Below are 18,941 nucleotides of genomic sequence, written 5' to 3'. Positions count from 1 at the left end.
TGCCCCATGGCTTCACCAGTCCGTGCGATCGGGCAGCAGGCCGCGCAGTTCGGCTTCGGTGAGATTGCGCCACTGGCCGAGCTTGAGCGCGCCGAGCTTGATGTTGACGATGCGCACGCGACGCAGCTGCGTCACGCGGTAGCCGAACGCGGCGGCCATCAGGCGGATCTGCCGGTTGAGGCCCTGCGTGAGCACGACGCGGAAACCGAACTTGGCGATGCGCGCGGTGCGGCACGGCTTGGTCAGCTGGCCGTGGATGCGCACGCCGCGTGCCATGCCGGCGAGGAACTCGGGGGTGACGGCCTTGTTCACCGCGACGAGGTATTCCTTCTCGTGGCGGTTCTCCGAGCGCAGGATCTCGTTGACGATGTCGCCGTTGCTGGTCAGCAGGATCAGGCCTTCGGAATCCTTGTCGAGGCGCCCGACCGGGAAGATGCGCTGCTGGTGGTCGACGAAATCGACGATGTTGCCGCCGACCTCGCGTTCGGTCGTGCAGGTGATGCCGACCGGCTTGTTGAGCGCGATGTAGACGTGGCGCCGCCCCTTCGCGCCCGCCTTGCGCGCGAGCAGCGCCTGGCCGTCGACGAGCACGTCGTCGCCCTCTTCCACCTGCGTGCCGATGCCGGCCGGCACACCGTTGACGGTGACGCGCTTCTCCGCGATGAGGCGGTCGGCCTCGCGGCGCGAGCAGTGTCCGCTCTCGGCGATGTGTTTGTTCAGTCGCATCCGCGCATTCTAAGGGTTCGCGTACCGGCGCAGTTGCGTCGTCACGCGAAGCGGGTAGGCTGGCGCTCCCGGCGCAGGCCGGTCGCGCGTTTTCCTCCCTACGGACCAGGAGACTTTCGATGAAGAAGCATGCTTCCGCGGTATGGACCGGCAGCCTCAAGGAAGGCAAGGGCACGATCTCGACCGAAACGGGTGTGCTCGACAACGCGCCCTACGGTTTCAAGTCGCGCTTCGAGGACGGTCCTGGCACGAACCCCGAGGAGCTCATCGGCGCCGCGCACGCGGGCTGCTTCTCGATGGCCCTGTCGGCACAGTTGAGTGGCGCCGGCACGCCGCCCGAACGCATCGAGACGAAGGCGGAGATCACCTTCGAGAAGGTCGGCGAGGGTTTCGCGATCACCGCGAGCCACCTGACCGTGAGCGCGAAGGTGCCGGGCCTCGACGCGGCGAAGTTCCAGGAACTCGCGACCAAGGCGAAGGAAGGCTGCCCGGTCTCGAAGGTGCTCAACGCGACGATCACGATGGACGCGACGCTGCTCGGCTGAAACGCCCTCGCTACGCTCGTCTGCATCGATCGGATCCGGCTCGGGACGTGCACCAGCCTCCTCGCGTCCACTCAGGCGAGCGGCCAGCGCCCGACCACGCGGTACGGATCCGGTGGCCGGCTGTCGACGAGCACGAACTCGTCGACATGCCAGGCGATGGGGCGCGCGAGCGGCTGCCGCAGCGCGCGCTCCGCGTCGCGCAGGATCGTCACGTGCGGCACGAGCCGACTCGTGCCGTGCGTACGGCAACCGAGGCGCGCGAGCGCGGCACCGAGCGCATCGTGCAACTGCAGCAATGCCGGCGGCGGTTCCTGGCAACCGAGCCAGACCGGCATGCTGCGTGCGCCGAAGCTGCCGACGACGTCGAGCTTGAAATCGAACGTCGGCAAGGAAACCTGCGCTGCGGCGGCGACCGCGCGTGCGACGAGATCGGCGGGCGGCTGCTCGAACGTACCGAGGAACTGCAGCGTGAGGTGGTAGCGCGGCGGCTTGAGCCAGCGCCCGCGCGGATCGCCCTCCGCGCGCAGCGCGTCCGCGGCGGCCGCGATCGCCGCGCGGGTCGCCGCCGCCGGCGATAGTGCAAAGAACAGGTTGTGCGTCGCCCGTACGGGCGCGAAGCCGGGAAGATCGCCTTGCATCGGCATCAGTCTAGCGCGATCCGTGAAAAGCTCGCGCGCTTCCGACGTGCGCGCCGGCGTCGCGTGCACGCCGGCCCGCGCCGGTGGTACAACGTCCGCACCGCATTCCGGACGTCGGCCATGCGCCCTATCCTGCTGTCCATCGTCGTCGTCGCGCTCGCCGCCTGCCAGTCCGGGCCGGCGCCCGACCGTGGCGGTGGCAAGTCGGTCACGCCGCAGCAGCCGGCGCCGGTCGTGCACGGTCGCGCGTCCTATCTCGAACGCATGCTGATGTCGCCTGGTGCGGTGCTCGAGGTGCAACTCATCGACGATCGCATCGCCGACGCACCCGGCACTGCAGGCTCGGCGACCGTCGCGCGGATGAGCTACGGCGACCTGCACGCACCACCCTACGCGTTCGATCTGCCCTACGATCCCGCGCGCGTCGACGCCGGCGGTCGGTACAGCCTGCGGGCGACCTTGCGCGAAGCCGATGGCCGTCTCCTGTTCGCGACCGACGCGCGCGTGCCGGTAACGCCCGGCGCGGCGGCGCCGGTCGAGTTCCGCCTCGTGCGGGTGGCGACGCCGTAGACGTCGCGGCCGCGATCAGTGGCGGCGATGATCGTAGCGACGGTCGTGCGGCCGGCGATGGTGGAAATGGTCGTAACGCACGCCGAATCCGATCGTCGGATAGGCGTAATAGCCCGGCCAGTAGTCGTAGTAATAAGCGTCGGGGCGATAGTCGTAGCGGCTGCTGTAGTAGACGCTGCCGCGATAACCGTCGTGGCGCACGTAGCCCGGCTCGTAGACGCAACCACTCAGCGCCGCGAGCAAGGTCAGTCCGAGGGCAGTCTTCAAGATCGTTTTCATGACGCGTACCTCGTCTCTGAGGTAGCGCTCACGCTACGCCGATCGCGTTGAATCGACACTGAGCGGATTGCATCCGTCGCATTCAGTCCGCGTTGCCTCAATGGTTCGTTCAGAATCAGAAGTGGAGACGGATCGCGAGGGCCGTGCTGCCACCGCTCGCGCGACCGTAGTGCAATCCACACACCCACCGGAACCCCGCATGTCGAACACGATCCGCATCCTGCTCGGCCTGCTCGCCGGCGCCGTCTCCGGTCTCCTGCTCGCCTGGCTCGATCCCGCCCTCGCCGCGGGCGCGGTCGCGTTCGCCCAGCCGATCGGACGGCTCTGGCTCAACGCGCTGCAGATGACCGTCGTGCCGCTCGTGCTCGCGCTCGTCGTGGTCGGCGTCAGCGCCGCCAACGACGCCGCCGCGTCCGGTCGCATCGCGCGGCGCGCGATCGTCGTGTTCGCGCTGCTGCTGTCGGCGGGTGCCGTGTTCGCGGCGATCGTCGACCCGCTGCTGCTCGCGCTGCTGCCGCGCGATCCGGCGGCGATCGAGAAACTGCGCGCGGCGATTCCGGCCGGTGGCAGCGCGCTGGCCTCGGTCGGCTTCGGCGACTGGTTCGCCGGCGTGATCCCGGTCAACGCGATCGCGGCCGCGGCGCAGAGCGCGATGCTGCCGCTGGTCGTGTTCGCCTTGTTCTTCGGCTTCGCACTCACGCGCATCGAGGCGGCGCGGCGCGAGCGCATGATCGAATTCTTCCAGGCGATCGCCGACACGATGATCGTGATCGTGCGCTGGGTGCTGTGGGCGGCGCCGCTCGGCGTGTTCGCGCTGATCTTCGCGGTCTGCGCGCACGCCGGCGCAGGCGTGCTGAGTGCGCTCGGCGGCTACATCGCGATGCAGTGCGTGACCTATGCGGCGATGACCCTGCTGCTCTACCCCGTCGCGATCGCGTTCGGCGGCGAAGCGCCGCGGCGCTGGGTCGCCGGCCTGCTGCCGCCGCAGGTCGTCGCGGCGAGCACGCAGTCCTCGCTTGCCTCCTTGCCCGCGATGCTCGAGAGCGCGCGCGACCGCCTCGGGCATCCGCGTGCCGTTTCGGCCCTCGTGTTGCCGATGGCGGTGTCGCTGTTCCGCCTGACGAGCCCGATGCAGTACATCGGTGCGGCGTCGTTCGTCGCCTGGATCCACGGCGTCGACGTACCGCTCGCGCAACTCGCGGTAGCGACCGCGCTCGCGGTCGTGCTCAGCCTCGGTGCCGTCGGTCTGCCCGGGCAGGTGAGTTTCATGGCGGCGACGATGCCGGTGACCTCGACGATGGGGCTGCCGGTGGAACCGCTGGGCCTGCTGCTCGCGGTCGACACCGTGCCTGACGTCTTCGCGACGGTCGGCAACGTGACGGGCGACCTCACCGCGAACAGCCTCGTCGCGCGCTGGACGCGCGACGAGGCGGAATAACGCGCCGGTCGGGATCGGCTTCGCGGACGACGCTTCGCGCCGCGCCACGCGGATCGCGCAACCGACCTTCTTAAATCACTCGCGCGCGAGACCGGCACGCGCGAGGCGATCCTGCGCCTGACGCTCGTTGCTGCGCAGCGCCGGCAGCATCGTGTCGGCGTACTGGCGGATGTCCGGGTCGCGACTCGTGTCGCGCGCGTTCTCGTACAGCGCGATCATGTCGGCGCTGTCGCGCGCGAGGTCCTCGACGTACATGCGGTCGACATTGACGTCTCGACGCAGGAGATCGTCCGCTTCCGACTGTGCGCGCGGCGACATGCGGTGGTCGAGGTCGACGTGCTTGGCGGCCGCGAGCAGGCGCAGCGCGTCGTCCGACTTGCGATGGCTGCTCAGCACGTTCTCGGCGAGCGAACGCACGCTCGTGCGGTCGCGGCCGGTCACGCGCATCGCGAACGTGAGCTGGTCGATGTTGGCGGTGTCGGCGGTGCGCAGGAAATCGACGTCGGCCTGGTCGAGTGCACCGGGCGGAACCTCGATCGCCTCGCGCATCTGCGCGCTGGCACCGAACGAAAGGGCCGCGAGTGCCGCGGCGAGAAGGATCTTGCGCATGGTCGTCTCCTCGTGGGAAGAAGCAGGCGGCCCGACTATCGGCGCGACCGCCTTAACGACGCGTATGCGCGCACGATCGTGGTCGGCGCGGGTTCATCTTCTTGAACACGGCGAAGCGCGCGCTCAATCGCGCGCTCGGCGCACGCGCCGTCGTCATTCTTCTTCCTGGCCGTCCGCAGGCCCCGCCACCGCGCGCAGCGGGCGGTCGCGCAGCAGGTGCGCGCGCATTGCCTGTTCGTCGGCCGGCACCGGCGTGCCCGCGAACGTGACGACGCCCGCGATGCGCTGCGCGACCGGCACGCCGTCGCGATACAGCACGCGCGCCGCGGCGACGCACGGCACCTTGTCGCCCGCGAGCAGGCCGCCGGTAAGGTTGAGCGGATCGGCGCCGCTCACGCAGACGAAGCGCCCGTCGAGCGGGCGCTGGCGCACCGCCCGCAGCGCCGCCACCGCTTCGGGCATCGCGAACTGCTCGCCCGCGATGCCGGCGATGAAGCGCCCGCCGCGGATCTCGCCGCGCGCCTCGAGGCGGTGGTACGCACGCAGCAGCTCACGCCACGGCGGCAGCCATTCCGCTTCATGCGCGAGCAGGCGCCAGCAGACGACCCCGTAGCGCCGCAGCAGCACGCGCGCGACGTGTTCGACCATCGCCTCGTCGGCTTCGCCGCGCGCATTACCGCCGCGTCGCACGAGCGCCCAGCGCCCCGCATCCTCGATGCCGAACAGCGCGCTGCGCCGTCCGTGCCGGCGTCGCGCGGTCGACGGCCGCTTCGACGACGGCACGAGCAACGCGCGCAGGCCGCTGTAGCTGTCGGAGTGGACGAGACCTGACGCGACGAGCTCCCCGAGCGCCTCCTCGAGTTGCACGTGCAGCAGGCGCGTGCCGGACAGCAGTTCGTCGAAGAACGACGCACCCTGCTTCGCGAGATGCTCGGCGACGACCTGCGCGCGCGACGACAGCGCGGGCGCGTCGGCACCGGCGCCGTTCGCGAGCGCCATCCAGGTGTCGATGCTGCGCCGCTGCAGCAGCACGATCGGCGTCGCGCGCACCGGTCCGCCCGCGCGTTCGCCACTGCCCTTGCGCGGACGCAGGCGCGTCCAGACCAGACGGCCGGCCTGGCACAGTGCGTCGAGCCAGGCGATCTCGTAGCCGTCGACGCGCGCGGGCAGTATCGATCCTTCCCACGCCGACGCCGGTGCCTCGTAACCTTCGAGCTGGGCGAGCACCCCGGCGAGCGCATCCGGCCCGCTCACGCGCGTGCCGTCCGTGACGCGCTGCCAGTCGAACAGGAAACGCATGAAATCGCGCGGTTCGACTGGTTCGATCTCGCGGCGCAGGCGCTTGACCGTGTAGCGATGGATGCGCGCGAGCAGGTGCCGTTCGCACCATTCGATCTCGCCGCCAAGCGCGAGTGCTTCGCTCGAATAGCGGCCTTGCATAACGAAGCCGTTGCGCTCGAGCGCGAGCAGCGCGAGATCGACGGCCGAGCGCGAGAGCCCGAGCGACGCCGCGATCGCCGCGGGTCGCACGGGGCCGAGCGCGGTCATGCGCGCGCGCAGGATCTCGACGAGCGCATCCTCGGGTGTCCACGCGACCGCGGCGTACTCCGCCGGCGCGTCGATCGCAGGATCGCGTGCCGCGTCGGGCGAAACCACCGCGAACTGCGGCAAGCGCTCGGCCGGTACCCAGACGAATGCTTCGCCGTCGCCGGCGTCGATCGACAGGCGCGCGACGCGCCGATCCGCGACGAGGCGTTCGAGCCACTGCGACCAGCCGTGATTCGCGCGCGCCTCGGCGTCCGTCACGTAGGCGACGCCCATCAGTGCCGCATGCAGTTCGTCGGCGCCGCGCGCCTGCGGCCAGGCTTCCTCGCGCACCGCGTCGATCGCGTCCTGGTCGAGCCGGCCGAGGTCGTCGGCGTGCTCGGGCGAACTCCAGCGCCGGCTGCCGACCGCCTGCGTGCGGCGCTCCTCCAGCGGCGCGTCGTCGAGGAACGCGTACGGCCTCGCGCCGAGGATCTCCGCCGCGAGCGGCGACGGCCCGGTGAGGTCGCGCGCGACGATGCGCGCGTCGCCGCGCTCGAGCCGCTGCAGCAGCGCGACGAGCGCGTCGATGTCCATCGCCTCGTGCAGGCAGTCGTGCAGGGTCTGGTCGACCAGGGGATGCTCGGGGATCTGCCGCTCGCCGACGATGTTCTCGAGGCAGGCGACCTGGTCCGGGAACACCTGCGCGAGCAGGTCTTCCGCCTTCATGCGTTGCAGCTGCGGCGGCACCTTGCTGCCGCCCTGGAAGCGCGGCAACGCGAGCGACGTGGTGGCGTTCCAGCGGAAGCGCAGGCCGAACATCGGCGCGTCGAGCAGCGCCTGCACGAGCACGTCGCGCACGCTGTTCGAATGCAGGTAGCGCGCGACTTCGTCGAGCGGGAAACTGTGGCTCGTCGACAGCGACAGCACGATCGCGTCCTCGGTCGCGGCCGCCTGCAGCTCGAAGTTGAACGTGCGGCAGAAGCGTTTGCGCAATGCGAGGCCCCAGGCGCGGTTCATGCGGCTGCCGAACGGCGTGTGGATGACGAGCTGGGTGCCGCCCGATTCGTCGAAGAAGCGCTCCATCGCCAGCGTGTGCTGGGTCGGCAGCACGCCGAGCGCGACCTTCGCCGAGCCGAGGTAGTCGACGATCTGGCGCGCGCCGTTCGCGTCGATGCCGACTTCGCCGACGAGCCAGTCGGCGGTCTCCTGCACGCTCTGGGCGAGTTCGCCGGGCAGCGCGTCGTCGCACGCGAGGCGCGCTTCGATGTCTTCGCGCAGGCGCGACACCGCGAACGACAGTTCGTCGCTGCGCCCGGGCGCTTCGCCGAGCCAGAACGGGATCGTCGGCGGCGCGCCCTGCGCGTCCTCGACGCGGATGCGCCCGCGTTCGACGCGCAGCACGCGGTAGGCGTGGTTACCGAGCTGGAAGATGTCGCCGGCGATGCTCTCGACCGCGAAGTCCTCGTGCACGCTGCCGATCATCGTCGCCTGCGGCTCGAGCACGACTTCGTAGTCGGCAGTGTCGGGGATCGCGCCGCCCGACGTCAGCGCGGTGAGGCGCGCGCCACGGCTCGCGCGCAGCACGCCGTTGACCGCGTCGCGATGCAGGTAGGCGCCGCGCGGGCCATTGCGCGTCGTGTAGCCCTCGGCGAGCATGCGCAGCACGGCGGTGAACTGCTCGCGCGTGACGCGCGCGAACGGATACGCGTGGCGCACGGCGTCGTACAGCTCGTCCTCGCGCCACTCGCGGCTCGCGACCTCGGCGACGACCTGCTGCGCGAGCACGTCGAGCGGCGCCGCCTCGACGTGCAGCGTGTCGAGTTCACCGCGGCGCACGGCGTCGAGCAGCGCCGTGCACTCGACCAGTTCGTCGCGCGAGAGCGGGAACAGGCGTCCCTTCGGCGTGCCGCCGACCGCGTGGCCGGAGCGGCCGACGCGCTGCAGGAACGTCGAGATCGCGCGCGGCGTGCCGATCTGGCAGACGAGGTCGACGTCGCCGATGTCGATGCCGAGTTCGAGCGAAGCGGTCGCGACGAGCGCCTTGAGGTCGCCGCGCTTGAGCCGCTGCTCGGCGTCGAAGCGGTGCTCCTTCGCCATGCTGCCATGGTGCGCGGTGACCTTGTCCTTGCCGAGGCTCTCGCTGAGGTGGCGCGCGAGGCGCTCGGCCATGCGCCGCGTGTTGACGAAGATGAGCGTCGTGCGGTGCGCGCCGATCAGCGCCTCCAGGCGCGCGTGCACCTGGCCCCAGACGTCGCCCGACATCACGGCTTCGAGCGGTGCCTCGGGCAACTCGAGGGCGAGGTCGCGCGCACGCACGTGGCCGGCGTCGACGATCGTGCAGGCGATGTCGCTGACCGTGCTCGCTGGCGCATCGTCCGGGCCTGTGCCTGCGCCCGCGACGACCGGGTCCACGGCCACGGGACCTACGACGCGAGGATCTTCGCCGGTCAGGAACCGCGCGACCTCGCCGATCGGCTTCTGCGTCGCCGACAGGCCGATGCGCACGAGGCGGCGGCCGCACAGCGCGTCGAGGCGTTCGAGCGACAGCGCGAGATGGGCGCCACGCTTGTTCGGTGCGAGCGCATGGATTTCGTCGACGATGACCGTGCGCGTCGTCGATAGCATGCGCCGCCCCGACGCCGAGCCGAGCAGGATGTAGAGCGACTCCGGCGTCGTCACGACGATGTGCGGCGGGCGCTTGCGCATGCGGTCGCGCTCCGCCTGCGGCGTGTCGCCGGTGCGCACCGTCGTGCGGATCTCGACGTCGGGCAGCCACAACTGCAGCAGTTCGTCGCGGATGCCCGCGAGCGGCCGCTCGAGGTTGATGCGCACGTCGTTCGACAGCGCTTTCAGCGGCGACACGTAGACGACCGCAGTCTCGTCCGGCAGGCCGCCCTCGACGCCGCGGCGCACGAGGTCGTCGATCGCGGCGAGGAACGCGGCGAGCGTCTTGCCCGAGCCGGTCGGCGCGGCGATCAGCGTGTGCCGGCCGGACGCGATGGCAGGCCACGCCTCGGCCTGCGCCGGGGTGGGGGCGTCGAACGCGCGGCGGAACCAGGCGGCGACGGCGGGATGGAAGGTATCGAGCGGCATCGCGGCAGTCTGCACGCGGCCGTCTCGGATCATGAGACGGCCGCCCAGCCTAGGGTGCGGCCGGTCGCGGCCGAACTCAAGCGTATTCCGAACCCGTCGGCGGGCCCATCTGCGTGCCGCCGGCCGCGCAGGCGCGCGGCCGGCCTACCCTCGAACGCTCCGGCCAACCCTACAGCAGGCCGAAACGGCGGATCAGTTTCGCCTTCACGACCTGGGTGAGCGCCATGTACGCCACCAGGATCACCGCGAGATACAGCCAGTACAGCCCCGGCAGCGCGACGAAGCCGAACTTGGCGGCGAGCGGCGAGTACGGTAGCAGCGCACCGACCAGGCAGATCGCGGCGCCCGTGATCGTCAGCGGCAGGCTCGCGCGGCTCTGCAGGAACGGCAGCCGGCCGGTGCGGATCACGTGCACGATCAGAGTCTGCGACAGCAGCGACTCGACGAACCAGCCGGTCTGGAACAGGCCCGCGTGCTCCGGCGCGTTCGCCTTGAACACGAACCACAGCAGCGCGAACGTCGCATAGTCGAACAACGAGCTGACCGGGCCGATGCAGAGCACGAAGCGCGTGATCGCGGGCATGTCCCATTGGCGCGGGCGCGCGAGGTATTCAGGGTCGACGTCGTCGGTCGCGACCGAGGTCTGCGAAAAGTCGTACAGCAGGTTGTTCAGCAGGATCTGCACCGCGGCCATCGGCAGGAACGGCAGGAACGCGCTCGCGCCGAGCACGCTGAACATGTTGCCGAAGTTCGAGCTCGCGGTCATCTTGATGTACTTGAGGATGTTGCCGAACACCTTGCGGCCTTCGAGCAGTCCTTCTTCGAGCACCATCAGGCTCTTCTCGAGCAGGATGATGTCGGCCGCCTCCTTGGCGATGTCGACGGCGCTGTCGACCGAGATGCCGACGTCGGCGGCGCGCAGCGCCGGGCCGTCGTTGATGCCGTCGCCCATGAAGCCGACGACGTGGCCGTCGCGGTGCAGCGCCTCGATCACGCGCACCTTCTGCGCGGGATTGAGGCGCGCGAACACCTGCGTGTCGCGCGTCGCGACGGTGAGCTGCTCGTCGCTCATCGCCTCGACCTGCGGGCCGACCAGGTAGCGGTCGACGCGCAGGCCGACCTGGCGGCAGACGTTGCGCGTGACGATGTCGTTGTCGCCGGTCAGCACCTTGACCGCGACGCCGTTGTCGGCGAGCGCGCGGATCGCGTCCGCCGCGCTGTCCTTCGGCGGGTCGAGGAACGCGACGAAGCCGGTGAGCACGAGGCCGGCCTCGTCGGCGAGCGAGTACGCCGCCTTCGCCTCGATCTCGCGCATGCCGAGCGCGATCACGCGGAAGCCGTCGTCGTTCATGTCGCGCGCGACCTGGCGCGCGTCGGCGAGGCGCGCTTCGTCGGCGACCGCTTCGCCGTCGGCGACGTGCACGCGCGCGCAGATCCCGAGCATCTCCGCGACGGCACCCTTGGCGATCAGGAAATGACGCCCGGCGCGGTCGCGCACGATCACCGACATGCGCCGGCGCGTGAAGTCGAACGGCACCTCGTCGACCAGCGTGTATTCCTCCTGCAGGCGACGGCGCGCGTCGACGTCGAGGCGCTCGATCACCGCGACGTCGAGCAGATTGCGCAAGCCGGTCTGGTACTGGCTGTTGAGGAACGCGAACTCGAGTACGCGCTCGTCCTCTTCGCCGAGCACGTCCACGTGCCGCTCGAGGATGACCTTGTCCTGGGTCAGCGTGCCGGTCTTGTCCGTGCACAGGACGTCGATCGCGCCGAAGTTCTGGATCGCGTTGAGGCGCTTGACGACGACGTCCTTCTTCGCCATCGCCATCGCGCCCTTGGCGAGGTTGATCGTGACGATCATCGGCAGCATCTCGGGCGTGAGGCCGACCGACACCGCGACCGCGAACATGAACGCGTCGAGCCAGGCGCCCTTGACGACGCCGTTGACGAGGAACACGAGCGGCACCATGACCGCCATGAAGCGGATCATGAGCCAGGCGAAGCGCTGCACGCCCTTGTCGAAGCTCGTCTGCACGCGCGCTCCGGTCATCGAGCCGGCGAGCGCACCGAACGTCGTGCACGCGCCGGTCGCGACGATGACGCCGATCGCGCTGCCGCTGACGACGTTGCTGCCCATGAAGCAGAGGTTGCGCGCCTCGAGCGGCGCCGCGGCGTCCGCATCCGCCGCGGCGAACTTCTCGACCGGCATCGACTCGCCGGTCAGCGCCGACTGGTTGACGAACAGGTCCTTCGCCGCGAGCAGGCGGAGATCCGCCGGGATCATGTCGCCCGCGGCGAGGTGCACGACATCGCCGGGCACGAGTTGCTCGATCGGCACCTCGACCTTCGCCGCCGGCGGCCGCACGCCGTCGTCGCCGGCCGCGGGCACGCGCCGCACCGTCGCGGTGTTGCTGACCATGCTGCGCAGGCGCTCGACCGCGCGCCCGGTGCGCGCTTCCTGGAAGTACGACAGGAACACCGCCATGAACACCATCGCGAGCATGATCACCGCGCCCATCGCGTCGTCGCCGAGCCAGGAAACGACCGCGAGCACGCTGAGCAGCACGTTGATCGGGTTGGTGAAATAGCGATGGGCGATCTCGGACAGGAACGGCCGGCGGCGCTCCTGCGCGACCGCGTTCGGGCCGTGCTCGGCGAGGCGTGCGGCGACTTCGTCGAGTTCGAGGCCTTCGCCGTCGACGCCGGCACGCGCGAGCGCGGCCGCGGGCTCGAGGCGGACGAATTCGATCAGCGGATGCGGCTCGGCCGTGGTCGCGCGGCCGTCACGCTCGAGGCGCAGCGCGGCCGGTACCGCAGCCGCGAATGCGGCGAGCGGCGACGTGCCGAAGGGGATCGGGAACTTGAACATGGGCGACTCCGGATGTCGTGGCGGAACACTGCCGCCACGAGGAATCGCCGCGATGCCGACGCGGTCGCGTCAGCCGGCCATTCGCTCCGCGGAGGCAGCGCTGCTTCGTCTGGGGCTACTGCAACTGTCCACGGAGGGAACCTCGCACGAGGATGGGCACGCGCCATGTCGGCGCGCCCGGGGATTGTCGCCGGATATTGCTTTCATGGCGCTTTCAGCGCGCGCAGGCGTTCGATTACCGCCTCGAAGAACCGAGCGGGCAATTCCGCGCGGACCGGCACGCACCAGTGGCGCGCGTCGGCGAACGCGACGCACTTGACCGCGTCCTTCTCGGTCATCAGCACGGGCCGCTCGTCGCCGAACGCGAGATCGCCGGCGACGAACGCGTGATGGTCGGGGAACGGGTGCGGCACGACCTCGATGCCGTGCGCGCGCAGCGCGAGGAAGAAGCGCTCGGGATTGCCGATCGCGGCGACCGCGTGCACGCGCTGGCCGGCGAACGACTCGAGCGGTCGCGTCATCGCCGTACGCTGCACCGGCACGGCGACGTCGCCGACCAGGCGCATCGGCACCTCGCCCGCCTGCGCGGCGCCGCCGTTGCAGACGCGGAACGGGATCGTGCCGAGGCGCGCGGGTGGCTCGCGCAACGGCCCCGCCGGCAGCAGCAGGCCGTTGCCGAAGCGGCGCTGGCCGTCGATGACGCAGATCTCGATGTCCCGCGCGAGCGCGACGTGCTGCAGGCCGTCGTCGGCGATCACGACGTTGACGCCGCGTTCGAGCAGCAGCGCAGCGGCGCGCGCACGGTCGCGCCCGACCGCGACCTCGACGCCGGCGCGGCGGCGGATCACGCAGGGCTCGTCGCCGACGCGGCGCGGATCGGGCAGGTCGTCGAGCAGCAACGGTCCTTCCTCCGACCCGCCGTAACCGCGGCTGACGACGCCGGGCCGGAAACCGTGCAGGCGCAGTTTCTCCGCGAGCGCGATCGCGAGCGGCGTCTTGCCGCTGCCGCCCGCGGTCAGGTTGCCGACGACGACGACCGGCGCCGCGACGCGCGCGGCACGCCGCAGGCCGAGCCGGTACGGCGCGAGATGCAGCGCGCGCAGACCGCGATAGACCGGCACGAGCGCGCGCAGCCACCACGGCACCGGCACGCCGTCGTACCAGATGCGCGCGATGCGCGTGGCGAACGCGCTCAACGCGTCGCCCCGGCGAACGCGAGGTCGCGAGCGGACGGCAGCACGGGTGTGGTCGTGGGCACGGCTCAGGCGCCGATGCGGGCGGGCGGCGCCTGCGGTGCGTCCTTGAACTGCAGCCGGTGCAGCGCGGCGTAGCTGCCGTTGCGCGCGAGCAACGCCGCGTGCGTGCCGCGTTCGACGACGCCGCCGCGATCGAGCACGACGATCTGGTCCGCGTGCTCGACCGTCGACAGCCGGTGCGCGATGACGATCACCGTGCGATCGCGCATGAGCCGCTGCAGCGCGTCCTGGACCAACCGCTCCGACTCGCTGTCGAGCGCACTGGTCGCCTCGTCGAGGATGAGGATCGGCGCGTTCTTGAGCAGCGCGCGCGCGATCGCGATGCGTTGGCGCTGGCCACCGGAGAGCAGGCTGCCGCCCGCGCCGACGCGGCTGTGGATGCCCTGCGGCAACTGGCCGATGAACTCCATCGCGTTGGCGGCTTCGGCCGCGGCGACGATCTCGGCCTCGCTCGCATCGACGAGCGCCCCGTAGGCGATGTTGCGCGCGACGCTGTCGTCGAACAACGCGACGCCCTGTCCGACCCAGGCGATCTGCCGGCGCAGGCTCGCGAGCGTGTAGTCGGCGAGCGGGCGGCCGTCGAGCAGGATCTCGCCCGACGACGGTTCGTGGAAACGCGGGAGCAGGCTCGCGAGCGTCGACTTGCCGCTACCCGATCGACCGACGAGCGCGGTGACGCTGCCGTGCGCGCAGGTGATGTCGATGCCGTCGAGCGCGGCGCGGGTCGCGCCGGGGTAACGCATGCGGACGTCGCGCAGCACGATGTCGCCGCGGCAGCGGTCGAGTTCGACCGTGCCTTCGTCGCGCTCCGGCGGCGTGTCGACGAGGCCGAAGATCTCGTCCGCGGCGGCGATGCCGCGCTGCAGGTTCGCCTGTACCGTGGTGAGGCGCTTCAGCGACGGCAGGATGCCGCCCATCGCGAGGATCAGCGAGGTGAACGCACCCGGCGACAACACATGGAGCATCGACGGCCGCGTCGCGAAGTAGATGATCAGCGCGAGCGACACCGCCGCGATGAGCTGCACGAGCGCACTCGACAAGCCATTGGTCGAGGCGACCTTGAGGCCGAGCCGGCGCGCCTGGTCGGAGACTTCGTTGAAACGCGCGGACTCGTATGCCTGCCCGCCGAACACCTTCACCTCGCGGTTCGCGCCGACCACTTCCTCGATCACGCCGCTGACCGTGCCCATCGAGCCCTGGATGCGCCGGCTGATGCGCCGGTAGCGCCGCCCGACCCAGACCACGAGCGCGCCGACGAGCGGCACCATGACCAGCAGCGCGAGCGTGAGCTGCACGCTCGCGCGCAGCATCACGGCGACGTAGGCGACGACGCTGAGGCCGTCGACGATCGCGATCTTGACCGCGTCGGTGGTCGCCTGCGCGACCTGCTCGGAGCTGTAGGTGATGCGCGCGATCTGGTGGCCGGACGACTCGGAGTCGAAGAACGACGCCGGCAGGCGCAGGTAGTGGTCGAACACCTGCTGGCGCAGCTGCTGCACGACGCCGCGGCCGATGTAGGCGGTGCCGAAGTCGGTCGCGTAGATGGCGAGGCTGCGCAGCGCGAAGATCGCGACGATGACGATCGGGATCCAGAAGATGCTGACCGGATCGCGCGCGATGAACAGGTTGTCGAGCATCGGCTTGATCGTGCCGGCGAACAGGCCCATGCACGCCGCGTCGGTGACCATCGCGACGACGACGACGGCCGCGACGAACCAGTAGCGGCGCGCGTAGCCGAGCAGCCGCAGGTAGACCGCCAGGCTCGAACGCGTTGCCGCGTCTGCCGGGCTCACTTCGCGCCCGCTGCCTGCGCTTGCGCGATCGCGATCGACAGGCGCGTGAAGCCGAGCTGGCCGAGCGCGTCCATCGCCGTGACGACCGCCTGGTGCGGCGTCATCGCGTCGGCGCGCAGCACGACGGCACGCGAACGATCGTCGCCGGCGAAGCGCGAGATCGCTTCCTTGAGCGAATCGAGTCCCGGGTTCAGCACTTCGTTGTTGTCGATGTAGTAGCGGCCGTCACGATCGATCAGCACGACGAACGCGTCGCGCTGTTCGGTCTGCTCGCTCGACTCGGCCTGCGGCAGGCTCACCTGCATGCGCGAGTTCTGCACGAACGTCGTCGTCAGCACGAAGAACATGAGCAGGGTCAGCAGCACGTCGATGAGCGAGATCACGTTGATCTCGAAATCGTCCTCGCGGCGGGCGGCGGCGATCCTCACGTCGGCCGCCTCAGCTCGCGGTGCTCGCGGCGCGCGCGACGCGCACGGCACCGGCCGCGGCGGACGGCGCGGCCTCGGTCGTCGCGGTGAGTTCGTCGGTGAGCAGGAACACCTGACGTTCCATCTCGACCACGAGGCCGGCGACGCGGCTGCGGAAGTAGCGGTGGAACGCATACGCGGGGATCGCCACGCACAGGCCGGCCGCAGTGCAGACGAGCGCCTCGCCGATGCCGCCGGCCATCTTGAGCGGATCACCGACGCCGCTGACCATCACCGCGAAGAACATGCGGATGAGGCCGAACACGGTGCCGAGCAGGCCGAGCAGTGGCGAGATCAGCGCGATCGTGCCGAGCGTGTTGAGGAAGCGCTCGAGCCGGTGCACGACGTGGCGGCCGGTGTCCTCGACGCGTTCCTTGATGACCTCGCGCGGACGGTTGCGCACGGTGAGCGCGGCAGCGAGCAGCTCGCCGAGCGGGGAATTGGTACGCAACGCATTGAGATGCTCGGGGTCGAGCTTGCGCGTGCGCGCCCATTCGCGCACTTCGCTGCCGAGCCCCGGGGGTACGACGGTCTTGCGACGCAAGGTCCAGAAGCGTTCGAGGATGATCGCCAGCGCGACCGCGGAACAGATCAGGATCGGCAGCATCGCCCAGCTGCCGGCCATCAGGAGTTCGAACACGTGACACCCTTCCGATAACGTTTGCTGCCCGCATCATAGCAGCGCGGCTGATGCTGTCTGTGAGGATGTCGACGCCGCGCCACGCGACGGCGCGCCGACGGCGCCACCGCCGGGCGTGCCCTCGCGCCAGTAGCGCCACTGGCGGTCGCGTTCCCGCGCGACGATCCGCGGCGGCGCGTCGGCGGGAAAGGCGATCCGCACGGCGCCAGCGTCCGCGGTGTTGACGAGGGTCGCACCGATCGCACCATAGCGTGCGACGACGTCGGGCGCCGGATGGTGGAATCGGTTGCGCCATCCGGCCGAAACGATCGCGATCGCCGGATGCAGCGCCGCGAGGAAGGCCGGACTCGACGAACTGCGGCTGCCGTGGTGCGGCACGACCAGCGCGAGCGGCGGTCCGTCCCCGGCCGCGGCGGCGACGTCGCCTTCGACGCGGCCGCCGATGTCGCCGGGCAGCAGCAGCCGGCCGGCACGTCCCTCGACGAGCAGCACGCAGGACCGGTCGTTGCCGCGCGCGGTCGCGACCTCGGCATCCGCGCGCGGGCCGAGCATGCGGAAGCGCACGCCGTCCCATTCCCAGGCCTCGCCGGCGCGGCACGACGCGGCGTCGAGCGCGAGCCGCTCCGGTTCGCCGCTCGAGCGCGCGGCGTCCGGAAACGCACGCGCGACCGCGACGGCACCGCCCGCGTGGTCGTTGTCGCCGTGGCTGATCACGAACCGGTCGAGCCGGTCGGTGCCGAGCGCGTGCAGGACCGGCAGCACGGCGGCCTCGCCGAGGTCGAACTCGGACGGATAGCGCGCGCCGGCATCGAACAGCAGCGCGTGCCCATGCGTGCGCACGAACACCGAGAGGCCTTGCCCGACGTCGATGACGACCGCCTCGAACGCACCCTCCGCCGGCAATGGGCGTGCCGGCCAGAGCAGCGGCAGGAACAGCAGCAACCCGAGCAGGCGCGCCGGCACCGCGCGCGGCAGGAACAGCCACGCTGCGCCGACGACGGCGAGCCCGGTCGCCCACGGCACGGTTTCGGGCAACCACCAGTGCGCGCCTGGCCACCCGGCAGCGTGTTGCAGCAGCCACCACTGTGCGTGCGCGACCGCCGCGGCAAGCGCGAGTGGCACTGCTGCCGCGGCGGGAACGAGCAGCAGCGCGAGCACCGCGAGCAGGCACAGCGGCACGATCACGAAGCTGATCACCGGCACCGCGACGAGGTTCGACAGCGCGCCGACCAGCGACGCTTCGCCGAAGAACCAGACCGACAGCGGCAGCAGGGCGATCGTCATGACGAGCTGGCCGAGCCCGAGTTCGCGCAGGAAGCGCAGGCGGCCACGCACGGGGCCGAGTGCGAGCATGAGGAACGCGACACCGACGAACGAGAGCCAGAAGCCGGCCGCGAGCGTCGCCAGCGGATCGACGATGAGGATCGCCAGCAAGGCGAGCGCGAGCGTGTGCGCGCCACCGCCGCCGCGCCGTCCGAAGCGCATCGCGGCGACGACCGCGATCATCGCGAGCGTGCGCACGGTCGGCAAGCTGCCGCCCGCGAGCACGCCGTAAAGCAGCGCCGCGAGCAGCGCGGCCGGCCCGCGCGCGAGCGGGTACGGCACGCGCAGCGCGAGCCGCGGGCTCGCGCACCAGAGCAGCCACGCGAGCGCGACGCCGAACAGGCCGGCGACACCGACGTGGAAACCCGAGATCGCGATCAGGTGCGGAATGCCGTTCGCGCGCGCGACCTCCCAATCGCCCTGGTCGAGTCCCCGCGTGTCGCCGATCGCGAACGCGCGCAGCAGCGCCGCGTCGTGCGGATCGGCGACGCGCGCGCCGATGCCCGCGGCGATCGCTTCGCGCAGGCGATCGACGCAGGCGGCGCGCGCGCCGAGCCGGCGATCGTCGTCGGTATCGCGCACGTAGCCGACCGCGACGATGCCGCGCTCGAGTGCCTGTCGCTCGGCGTCGAAACCGCCCGGATTGACGAGGCCACGCGGACGCTCGAGGCGCAGCAGCAACTGCCAGCGGTCGCAAGCGGCGAGTTCGTCCGGCGCGCCGTCGTACCAGGAGACGCGCACGCGCCCTTGCAACGGCAGGCCGATACCGTCGAGGCGCGCGTGCTCGACCTGCAGCACGAAGCGCGTCGCGTCGTCGCGGCGCAGCGGCAGGCCGTCGACCGTGCCGATGACGAGCACGTCGCGACCCTCGAGTTCTGCAGGCAGGCGCGCGGCGAGCGCGAGATCGGCGCGGAATGCGCACCAGGCGAAGCCGAGCAGCAGCCAGCCGACGGCACGCAGGCGCGGACGCGACAGCGTGAGCATGGCGAGCGCAGCGAGCGCGAGGTCGATGCCGCGCGACGGCAGCGCCGGTAGCGCATGCACGGCGAGCGCGCCGCACAGCATCGCGGCGGCCGCAGCCACGCCGACGATCGGTATCCGCGCTTCGAGCATCCTGCCCTCGCCTCGTCCTTGCCTTCGACCGCGCTCCGTCGCGGCCCTGCCGGTG

At 70.9% G+C, this 18,941-nt stretch carries 14 protein-coding genes; 3 read left to right on the top strand and 11 right to left on the bottom strand.

Annotated elements, in window-relative coordinates; translation table 11 throughout:
* Positions 1-12: 12 nt before the first annotated feature.
* On the bottom strand, positions 13-726 hold the full coding sequence (locus FHW12_RS15900) for a pseudouridine synthase (protein WP_182532020.1): 714 nt from the start codon (positions 724-726) through the stop codon (positions 13-15).
* Between the two features lie 119 nt (positions 727-845).
* Between FHW12_RS15900 and FHW12_RS15895 the strand changes: the two genes are divergently transcribed.
* A complete protein-coding gene (locus tag FHW12_RS15895) occupies positions 846-1,271 on the top strand; it encodes an OsmC family protein (RefSeq protein WP_182532019.1) in 426 nt (141 codons plus the stop codon).
* Positions 1,272-1,342: 71 nt separating this feature from the next.
* Here FHW12_RS15895 and thpR read toward each other — a convergent pair whose 3' ends face one another.
* On the bottom strand, positions 1,343-1,915 hold the full coding sequence (gene thpR, locus FHW12_RS15890) for an RNA 2',3'-cyclic phosphodiesterase (protein ID WP_182532018.1): 573 nt from the start codon (positions 1,913-1,915) through the stop codon (positions 1,343-1,345).
* A 114-nt stretch (positions 1,916-2,029) separates the two neighbouring features.
* Between thpR and FHW12_RS15885 the strand changes: the two genes are divergently transcribed.
* Positions 2,030-2,479, top strand: a complete 450-nt coding sequence (locus FHW12_RS15885) for a YbaY family lipoprotein (RefSeq protein WP_182532017.1) — start codon at positions 2,030-2,032, stop codon at positions 2,477-2,479.
* A gap of 15 nt (positions 2,480-2,494) precedes the next feature.
* Here the strand turns inward: FHW12_RS15885 and FHW12_RS15880 are convergent, their stop codons facing one another.
* Positions 2,495-2,758 (bottom strand): hypothetical protein, encoded by a 264-nt coding sequence (locus FHW12_RS15880; RefSeq protein ID WP_182532016.1) that lies wholly within the window; start codon positions 2,756-2,758, stop codon positions 2,495-2,497.
* Between the two features lie 199 nt (positions 2,759-2,957).
* On the opposite strand from FHW12_RS15880, the gene FHW12_RS15875 reads away from it, so the two are divergent.
* On the top strand, positions 2,958-4,196 hold the full coding sequence (locus FHW12_RS15875) for a dicarboxylate/amino acid:cation symporter (RefSeq protein ID WP_182532015.1): 1,239 nt from the start codon (positions 2,958-2,960) through the stop codon (positions 4,194-4,196).
* 75 nt (positions 4,197-4,271) lie between these two features.
* On the opposite strand, the gene FHW12_RS15870 is transcribed toward FHW12_RS15875, so the two are convergent.
* From FHW12_RS15870 to FHW12_RS15835, 8 genes are all read right to left on the bottom strand, one after another.
* On the bottom strand, positions 4,272-4,805 hold the full coding sequence (locus tag FHW12_RS15870) for a DUF4142 domain-containing protein (RefSeq protein ID WP_182532014.1): 534 nt from the start codon (positions 4,803-4,805) through the stop codon (positions 4,272-4,274).
* Between the two features lie 153 nt (positions 4,806-4,958).
* Positions 4,959-9,425, bottom strand: coding sequence for a DEAD/DEAH box helicase (locus FHW12_RS15865; protein ID WP_182532145.1), 4,467 nt, complete (start codon positions 9,423-9,425; stop codon positions 4,959-4,961).
* Between the two features lie 169 nt (positions 9,426-9,594).
* Entirely contained in the window at positions 9,595-12,294 is a 2,700-nt protein-coding gene (mgtA, locus tag FHW12_RS15860; RefSeq protein ID WP_182532013.1) for a magnesium-translocating P-type ATPase, read from the bottom strand.
* Positions 12,295-12,497: 203 nt separating this feature from the next.
* Complete coding sequence (gene lpxK / locus FHW12_RS15855) at positions 12,498-13,490, bottom strand: tetraacyldisaccharide 4'-kinase (RefSeq protein ID WP_182532012.1); 993 nt, start codon at positions 13,488-13,490, stop codon at positions 12,498-12,500.
* 65 nt (positions 13,491-13,555) lie between these two features.
* Positions 13,556-15,343: a lipid A export permease/ATP-binding protein MsbA gene (gene msbA / locus FHW12_RS15850; protein WP_182532011.1), complete on the bottom strand. Its 1,788-nt coding sequence runs from the start codon at positions 15,341-15,343 to the stop codon at positions 13,556-13,558.
* Positions 15,340-15,771 (bottom strand): ExbD/TolR family protein, encoded by a 432-nt coding sequence (locus FHW12_RS15845; protein ID WP_182532010.1) that lies wholly within the window; start codon positions 15,769-15,771, stop codon positions 15,340-15,342. The genes msbA and FHW12_RS15845 overlap by 4 nt, the downstream gene beginning before the upstream one ends.
* A 10-nt stretch (positions 15,772-15,781) precedes the next feature.
* A complete protein-coding gene (locus FHW12_RS15840; protein ID WP_182532009.1) occupies positions 15,782-16,450 on the bottom strand; it encodes a MotA/TolQ/ExbB proton channel family protein in 669 nt (222 codons plus the stop codon).
* 33 nt (positions 16,451-16,483) lie between these two features.
* On the bottom strand, positions 16,484-18,856 hold the full coding sequence (locus tag FHW12_RS15835) for a DNA internalization-related competence protein ComEC/Rec2 (RefSeq protein WP_310735261.1): 2,373 nt from the start codon (positions 18,854-18,856) through the stop codon (positions 16,484-16,486).
* Between the last annotated feature and the right edge of the window lie 85 nt (positions 18,857-18,941).

The organism is Dokdonella fugitiva (assembly GCF_014138265.1).
GTDB classification, from domain to species: Bacteria; Pseudomonadota; Gammaproteobacteria; order Xanthomonadales; family Rhodanobacteraceae; genus Dokdonella_A; species Dokdonella_A fugitiva_A.
The sequence above is the reverse complement of the archived record's forward strand: the minus strand, read 5'-3'. Positions and strand labels throughout refer to the sequence as shown.